Origin of the sequence: Pedobacter sp. AJM, from assembly GCF_002197755.1 — a bacterium.
In the GTDB taxonomy this organism is placed as follows: Bacteria; Bacteroidota; Bacteroidia; order Sphingobacteriales; family Sphingobacteriaceae; genus Pedobacter.
The window spans coordinates 224036-232492 of the sequence record NZ_NHOT01000006.1; the positions used below are offsets into that span (position 1 = coordinate 224036).

Annotated in this window: 6 protein-coding genes; all 6 read left to right on the forward strand. The window is 39.4% G+C overall.

All coding sequences use genetic code 11. From position 1 onward, the window contains the following. Window positions 1-11 precede the first annotated feature (11 nt). The 6 genes from CBW18_RS14350 (at window position 12) to CBW18_RS14375 (ending at window position 8319) form a co-directional block, all read left to right on the forward strand. Entirely contained in the window at window positions 12-2456 is a 2445-nt protein-coding gene (locus CBW18_RS14350; protein WP_088302024.1) for a glutaminase family protein, read from the forward strand. Between the two features lie 306 nt (window positions 2457-2762). Further along, window positions 2763-3638, forward strand: a complete 876-nt coding sequence (locus CBW18_RS14355) for an ROK family protein (RefSeq protein WP_088302004.1) — start codon at window positions 2763-2765, stop codon at window positions 3636-3638. 205 nt (window positions 3639-3843) lie between these two features. After that, a complete protein-coding gene (locus CBW18_RS14360) occupies window positions 3844-4515 on the forward strand; it encodes a basic secretory protein-like protein (protein WP_088302005.1) in 672 nt (223 codons plus the stop codon). A gap of 26 nt (window positions 4516-4541) precedes the next feature. After that, the gene (locus CBW18_RS14365; protein WP_088302006.1) at window positions 4542-6830 is read left to right on the forward strand and encodes a GH92 family glycosyl hydrolase; all 2289 of its coding nucleotides are present in this window, start codon (window positions 4542-4544) and stop codon (window positions 6828-6830) included. Between the two features lie 262 nt (window positions 6831-7092). Beyond that, window positions 7093-7782, forward strand: a complete 690-nt coding sequence (gene rpiA / locus CBW18_RS14370; RefSeq protein WP_088302007.1) for a ribose-5-phosphate isomerase RpiA — start codon at window positions 7093-7095, stop codon at window positions 7780-7782. A 147-nt stretch (window positions 7783-7929) separates the two neighbouring features. Further along, window positions 7930-8319: a hypothetical protein gene (locus CBW18_RS14375; RefSeq protein ID WP_216359244.1), complete on the forward strand. Its 390-nt coding sequence runs from the start codon at window positions 7930-7932 to the stop codon at window positions 8317-8319. Window positions 8320-8457 lie beyond the last annotated feature (138 nt).

The window sequence follows — 8457 nt, forward strand, 5'->3', positions numbered from 1 at the left end:
ATATGATCTATATGAAACCCCTTTATTTATCAGCAGTTTTAATATTTTTGAACCTTTGTTCTTTCGGACAGGACAAGGCTCCTGCATATCCTTTAATCACACATGATACGTATCTCAGTATCTGGTCGTTCGGTGATGGACTGAATCAATCAACAACCAAACACTGGACAGGTAAAGAACAAGCCCTCACCGGAATCATCAAAGTAGATAACCAGTGCTACCGCTTTTTAGGTGCAGATGGTAAAACCTATAAAGCCATTCTGGCCGCGGCTGATGAATTAAAATATAAAGCCGTTTATCTCACTAAAAAGCCTGCTGATGGATGGAATACGCTTGCCTTTAACGATAAAAATTGGCAAAATGGAGATGCACCTTTTGGTGATAACCAGCAGTCGGAAACCAAATGGAATACGGATGAAATCTTTTACAGAAGAAAGTTTACTGTCAACAAAATATCTTCAGCCAGAAAATATTTAAAGCTTAACCATGATGACAATGTCATCGTGTATATCAATGGTCAGAAAGTTTATGAAAAAGAAGGCTGGGTACATGAATACATTTACATTCCATTGGCTGAGGGTATTTTAAAAAAAGGCGAAAACCTTTTAGCCATAGAATGTAAAAACACAGCTGGCGGACGGTTTTTAGATGCCGGCATCGTGGAAGAGGTTCCGCAGGCTGCAAATATGTTAAATGCAAGTCAAACCAATGTTTCAGTTGGGGCTACCCATACCCTTTATACTTTTAAAGCCGGCGGTATAAACCTTAATCTTACTTTTACTTCGCCCTTACTGCTGAATGATTTGAATTTAATCGCCAGGCCCATCAGTTACCTGACTTATACCGTACAATCAGCAGATGCAAAACCACATCAGGTGGATATTTATTTTAGTGCTTCATCTGATCTCGCTGTAAATACACCCAATCAACCCGTTGCTGTTTGGAAGAAGAACCAGGATAACCTTTCTATTCTAAAAGCCGGATCAGTTGAACAACCCGTGCTGAAAAAGAAAAACGATGATTTAAGAATTGATTGGGGTTACCTGTACATCGCTGTGCCCAATCAATTCAAGGCTACCCAATTTTTAGGCACACCGATGGATAGTCTCCGCAATTTCAAAACAGGAAAATACCCGCAAACCACACAGGCTTTGAATGTTAAAACACAAAGCTTAAGTACAGTAATCCCATTTGGTACGGTTAATTCGAAACCGGTAGAGAAATATCTCATGCTGGGCTATGATGACCTGAAGTCTATCGAATATTTTGGCAATCAACTGCTTCCCATCTGGAGAAAATCTGAAGCGAGTACTTTTGAAAATCAACTAGCGGCAGCCAGTAAGGATTATGAATCCCTCCAGGCGAAAACAAAAGCTTTTGATGCCAGGCTACTTGCTGATGCGACACGAGCGGGCGGTAAGGAATATGCAGATTTATGTAAACTGGTGTACAGGCAGAGTATAGCTGCACATAAAATTGTTTATGCACCAAACGGAGACCTGTTGTTTCTCTCTAAGGAAAATTTTAGTGGTGGTTTCATTAATACTGTTGATGTAACTTATCCTTCAGCACCCCAATATTTGTTATACAATCCTGAATTGTTAAAAGGTATGCTAAACGGTATTTTCTATTATTCAGAAAGCGGAAGATGGAAAAAACCTTATCCTGCACATGATATTGGCGTTTATCCCATAGCCAATGGCCAGATTTACGGAGAAGACATGCCGGTAGAAGAAGCAGGTAACATGCTGATTTTAACGGCGGCCATTACCAGGGCAGATGGCAATACCGCTTATGCAGGTAAACATTGGGCCGTGATGTCCATCTGGGCAGATTATCTCCTCAAGGAAGGTTTTGATCCGGCAAATCAATTGTGCACAGATGATTTCGCAGGTCATCTTGCCCGAAATGCAAACTTATCAGTGAAAGCAATTGTAGGTTTAGGCGCTTATGCCCAAATGGCCGAAAAATTAGGTAAAAAGGATATCGCCACTAAATACAAAAACGCAGCATTGGAAATGGCGAAAAACTGGCAGACTTTAGCCAACAGCGGTGATCATTTTGCCCTGACCTTTAATGATAAAAATACCTGGAGCCAGAAATATAACCTCATTTGGGATAAGCTTTTAAAACTAAATCTTTTTCCACAGGAGGTATATAAAAAAGAAATAGATTTTTACCTGAGCAAACAAAATGAATTTGGTTTGCCATTGGATAGCCGGAAAGACTATACCAAATCAGACTGGATCATGTGGACAGCTACATTGGCAGATAATCAGGCTGACTTTGAGAAATTTATTAGTCCTGTTCACAAATTCGCTACAGAAACAACGAGTAAGGTACCCTTAACAGATTGGCATGAAACCAAAACGGGTAAACAGGTTGGTTTTCAGGCACGAAGTGTTGTGGGCGGATATTTTATCAAAATGCTGGCTGATCAATGGAATATAAAATAGACAAAAGTTGTCAGAACAGGAGCAGTACAAGGTTTAATGGAGACCAGATTTGAAATAAATGCGTTATAAAAGAACATTCACCTGTTGATCAGTGCCATTAAAATTTTGTTGCTCGGTTAGATTCTGTATTTTCGCAGGCCGATGAAAAATTTATACGTGCCGGTACTTGCAGAACCAGGCGGAAAATAAATTGCTTTATAACGAATGATTTAAATATTGCTTTTATAAAAAATCTATATTTTTCATTTGGTAAAACGTTTAACGTCTGGTAAAATAATGAACAAATAAAATAGAAATACATAAATAATGGAAAAGCCTGTAGCACTGGGTGTAGATATCGGCGGCTCGCATATTACAGCCGCATTGGTAAATTTAGAAACAAGAAGCCTGATTGATGATTCAATCAAACGTAGCCCTGTAAATTCTCAGGAGAGTAAAGAAGATATCTTATCCGCCTGGTGTGAGGTTATTAATCAATCATTTGAAAACATTAAAAACGGTCATCGGAACATTGGGATCGCGATGCCTGGCCCGTTTGATTACCAGGAAGGTATATCGCTCATCAAAGATCAGGATAAATTTAAATCACTTTACAAAGTCAATGTAAAACAGGAGCTGGCCAGTCGACTTAATATTCCGCTTGAAAACATTCACTTCATTAACGATGCCGCCGGATTTTTGCAAGGCGAAGTTTTTGCAGGTGCGGCAAAAGGAAATGCCAATGTTTTGGGCTTAACCCTGGGAACAGGTTTAGGGTCATCATTGAGTTTAAAAACCAGGGCAATAGATGCCGATTTATGGAATGCCCCGTTTTTGGATGGCATTGCCGAGGATTACCTGTCTACCCGCTGGTTTGTCAAACGGTATCAGCAATTGAGTGGAAAAACACTGGCAGGTGTAAAAGAACTGGTGGAGATTGTAGAAGAGGATCATTTGGCCACCCGTGTATTTATGGAGTTTGGCTATAACCTGGCGCAATTTCTGATTCCCATTATCAATGAACATAAGATAGATGCCGTCATTATTGGTGGAAATATATCACAAGCTTTTCCTGCTTTTGCACCTGAATTGATTGCTGCCTTAAAGGGTAACGATATTGATGCCAGTATTAAAGTGTCAGAACTGAAAGAACATGCCACTTTAATTGGAGCCGCCAGTTGTTGCGATGGGCGTGTAATGTAAATCACCGGATATTATATAAATGGGTGGAAAATTTCCATCCATTCATTAATGGAGATAAGGATTAAATTACAGCTTAAATATCATTCACAAAATTTTTAATAATGTAATTAACGGCCTGAAAAAAATTGGATGATTTGCTAAAACGTTTTAAATATATTGCAAACTTGTATTATCATCAAATGATTAAAACTGAAAATAAAATTAAATGAAAAAAATATCCTTTTTAATTTCATTGCCCATTATGGCCCTATTGCCTTTATCAAAGCTTTCGGCCCAGGAAACCATTAAAAAAAATGGTTACACGCTATCCTTTGAAAGTAATGACGATGCGCTCGATCCAAAACTGAAGAAAAGATTAATAGAAACCTTTTTTGTGGTATATCCAAAGCTGGCGAAGGAGTATAATCCAAATACGTTGAAATCAGTTCAGTTTTTTGTAGATACTGCTTATAAAGGTGTGGCGGCAACGACTAATGGTAAAGTAACTTACAGCTCGATCTGGATGAACAAGCACCCTGAAGATATTGATGTAGTTACGCATGAAGTAATGCATATTGTTCAGGATTATGGTAACAGTGTTGGGCCAGGTTGGCTTACAGAAGGCATTGCAGATTATGCACGCTTTAAGTTTGGTGTAGATCATGCAGGTGCAAAATGGACCTTACCGGCTTTAAAACCTGAACACAGTTATCAGAACAGTTACAGAATTACCGCCCGGTTTTTTGCCTGGATAGAAAAAAAGGTAAAGGCAGGTACCATCAAAGCAGTTGATGCATCTTTAAGAGATCATACTTATCAGCCAGAAATCTGGACTACATTAACAGGCAAAGATTTGGATGCACTTTGGGCAGATTACGTAAAAAATCCTGAACTTTAATTATAGACATAAACCGATATACACGAATGAAAAAACTATTTATTGCCTTCCTCAGCTTTGCTGCCTCAGCAAGTTTTGCACAAACGGTGGGCAAAATTACTGACCCTGTAGACTGGATCAATCCTTTAATGGGGACACAATCAAAACCCAGCTTATCAAACGGCAATACCTATCCAGCCATTGGCCTGCCTTGGGGCATGAACATGTGGACCCCACAAACTGGTAAAATGGGTGATGGTTGGGCCTATACTTACGATGCGGATAAAATCCGCGGTTTTAAACAAACCCATCAGCCATCTCCATGGATGAATGATTATGCCGCGTTTTCCATCATGCCGGTAACGGGTAAACTTAGATTCGCCGAAGATGACCGTGCCAGCTGGTTCAGCCATAAGGCAGAGGTTTCAAAGCCTTATTATTACAGTGTTTATCTTGCTGATGCTGATGTAACCACTGAAATTACACCCACCGAAAGAGCAGCACAGTTCAGATTTACCTTTCCTAAAACAGATAGTTCTTATGTGGTGGTAGATGCTTTAAACAAAGGGTCGTACATTAAAATCATCCCGGCTGAACGTAAAATTATCGGCTATACTACGAAATATGCCCGCGGACCACTTCCTAAAAACTTTAAAAACTACTTCGTGATCTACTTTAATAAAGATTTCAAGCTGGCTAAAACCTGGAGTGGCAACAAGCTTAAAGATGAAGAACTCGAACTGGAAAGTGATCACAGTGGTGCCATCATTGGTTTTAAGACCACAAAAGGCGAGCAGGTAACCGCTAAAGTGGCTTCATCATTTATCAGTTTCGAACAGGCAGATCTCAATTTAAAAAGAGAATTGGCCAATGATGGTTTCGATGCTACGAAAGCAAAAGGCAGAGCTATCTGGAATAAAACCTTGAATAAAATTGCAGTAGAGGGCGGAACGATCGATCAAACCCGCACTTTCTATTCTTGCTTATACCGTACGCTGTTTTTTCCGAATAAATTATACGAAATAGATGCGAACAACAAAGTGGTACACTGGAGCCCATATAATGGCCAGACTTTACCGGGTTATATGTTTGCAGGAACGGGCTTCTGGGATACTTTCCGTGCTCTATATCCATTCTTAAACCTGGTATATCCCTCCATTAACAAAGAAATGCAGGAAGGCCTCATTAACGATTATAAAGAAGGCGGCTGGTTGCCGGAATGGAGTAGTCCGGGTTACGCCAATATCATGGTGGGTAATAATTCTGCTTCTGTGGTTGCTGACGCCTATATCAAAGGTTTGCGTGGCTATGATATCCAAACCTTATGGGATGCTTTAAAACATGGTGCAAACAATGAAGGCCCGATAGAGGCAGTTGGCCGTGATGGCGTAAAGTATTACAACGAGTTGGGTTATGTGCCTTTCGATGTAAAGAAAAATGAAAATGCCGCAAAGACATTAGAATACGCATACGATGATTTTACCATTTATCAGTTAGGAAGAGCTTTAGGCAAACCGGCATCAGAGATTGATATTTATAAGAAAAGAGCCATGAACTACAAAAACCTTTTCGATCCGGCTTCCGGCTTAATGAGGGGTAAAAATAAAGATGGCAGTTTCCAAACGCCGTTTAGTCCGTTTAAATGGGGTGGTGCATTTACAGAAGGAAACAGCTGGCATTACACCTGGTCGGTATTTCAGGATATAGATGGCTTAGCTAAATTAATGGGCGGTCATGAGAAATTCGTAACCAAGCTGGATTCTGTTTTCTCAATGCCTCCGGTATTTGATGAAAGTGCCTATGGTGGCGTGATTCATGAAATCCGTGAAATGCAGATTGCAAATATGGGTCAGTATGCACATGGAAACCAGCCTATCCAGCACATGATCTACCTGTATAACTATGGTGGTGCACCTTATAAAACGCAGTATTGGGTCAGGGAAACCATGAACAGGATGTATAAAGCAACACCTGACGGCTATTGCGGTGATGAAGATAACGGACAAACTTCTGCATGGTATGTTTTCTCTGCCATGGGGTTTTATCCCGTAACGCCGGCTACAGATCAATATGTGTTGGGTGCGCCTTTGTTTAAGAAAGTAACCTTAACCCTGAATAATGGCAAAACAGTAACGATTAATGCGGCTGATAACAGTGACAGCAATCGTTATGTAAAATCGTTGCAGATGAACGGTAAGCCTTATTCAAAAAACTGGATCAGCCATAGCGGCTTACAAAAAGGTGCGGTATTGAATTTCAATATGACTTCAACTCCGAATAAAGTGAGGGGATCTGAACCGGTTGATTTCCCTTATTCACTCTCTACAGAGAAATAAAAAACCTTCGAGCAAAAAGAAATGGGGATTCCACCTATTGCAGAATCCCCATCATCTAAATTAACGCTCTCAGTTATATAAACGTTATTAAAAGGAATTATTGCATGCGTGCAATAATTTTTTTGTTTTGGGTCTCTGAACTTTTATCAGCTTATCATTTTGTTACTGGGTTTACCTATAAATTGATCATTATTACACCAAACGAAACGATCACAAATAACAACCAGCAAAAACGCTCGACAAATTTTCTTAGTTTTACCTTATGGGAATCATCGATCAACATCACCAGAATGCAGAGAAACTTGCTGCGGCAAAAACGGCCGTTAAACTGGTTAAAAATGGAGATATTGTGGGGTTGGGAACCGGAACTACCGCAACATTTGCCATAAAGGAATTGGGCAGGCTGGTAGGCGAGGGGCTGAACATCAAAGCCGTGGCCAGTTCCATTCGTACAGAAGAACTCGCGAAATCGCTGGGGATTGAAATTTTAAATTTAGGCGAAATCTCCTCCGTGGATATCAGTATTGATGGTGCAGATGAATTTACAGAATCTTTAGATTTAATAAAAGGAGGCGGCGGTGCCTTATTCAGAGAAAAAATTATGGCCTCATTAAGTAAAAAGGCCATTATCGTAACTGATTCCTCTAAAAAAGTAAAAAAACTGGGTGCATTCACTTTGCCAATCGAGGTCATTCCATTTGCCTATCAATATGTTTTCGATCAGATTGCAAAACTGAATGGTAGCGGTAAAAAAAGAACTATAGCTAACCAAGATTATATCACTGACAACGGAAACCTGATTATTGATGCCGACTTTGGTTTAATTGATGATCCACGAGCTTTATCAGATGCCTTAAATAAAATAGATGGTTTATTGGCTCATGGATTGTTTATTGATTTAACGGCAGAGGTAGTGATGAGTGACAGGTCGGAAATTATTGTTTTTAAGTAAATTCATCGAAATAGTGCCCGGCAAAAAAATCAGAAATATTTTAACCGGCAAATTTATTTAACTCACCGACGAATTAAAGTTGTTAAGGGAAAAGCCATTCTCCCGCCTTCATTTTCATGATACATTTGAATATAAATCAAAACGATCATGGAAAACTTCACTAAAAACAATCACGACAATAAACAATTTGGCTTAGGTATTTTACTCTTGGTAATCGGTTCAATATTTGTGCTGAGAAACACCGGGTTGGATATTCCCCACTGGATTTTAAGCTGGCATACTGTTATGCTGGGCGTTGGTTTATGGTTGGGCTATCGTCGAAACTTTGAAAGCGGCAGCTGGCTGGCACTTACCATCATCGGTGGGATTTTTACTTTAAAAGATATCTCGGTATTCGACTTTGATTTATCCAGAATCAGTGCTGCGTTAATCTTAATTGTACTCGGTTTATACGTAATCCTAAAGCCGAATAAGACTAAGAAATTTGATCATTATTTTCAAAACCCATCTTCAAAAAAAGAAGAAATTAAATTTTAAAATTCATCACTCCATCATATCAGTAAAAAAGGGACATTTTAGTAATTGTCCCTTTTTTAGTAAAAGCCCTATTGGTTGGTGTCTCACCGACCATCAATAATTATCTTCTAAAACCATAGCGTTAGTCAGTATGATTTT

Excerpts from the sequence above, each read along its gene's own strand:
- CBW18_RS14375 (WP_216359244.1), top strand. The coding sequence starts at position 7,930 with ATGGAAAACTTCACTAAAAACAATCACGACAATAAACAATTTGGCTTA.
- CBW18_RS14350 (WP_088302024.1), top strand. The coding sequence starts at position 12 with ATGAAACCCCTTTATTTATCAGCAGTTTTAATATTTTTGAACCTTTGT.
- rpiA (WP_088302007.1), top strand. The coding sequence starts at position 7,093 with ATGGGAATCATCGATCAACATCACCAGAATGCAGAGAAACTTGCTGCG.
- CBW18_RS14365 (WP_088302006.1), top strand. The coding sequence starts at position 4,542 with ATGAAAAAACTATTTATTGCCTTCCTCAGCTTTGCTGCCTCAGCAAGT.
- CBW18_RS14360 (WP_088302005.1), top strand. The coding sequence starts at position 3,844 with ATGAAAAAAATATCCTTTTTAATTTCATTGCCCATTATGGCCCTATTG.
- CBW18_RS14355 (WP_088302004.1), top strand. The coding sequence starts at position 2,763 with ATGGAAAAGCCTGTAGCACTGGGTGTAGATATCGGCGGCTCGCATATT.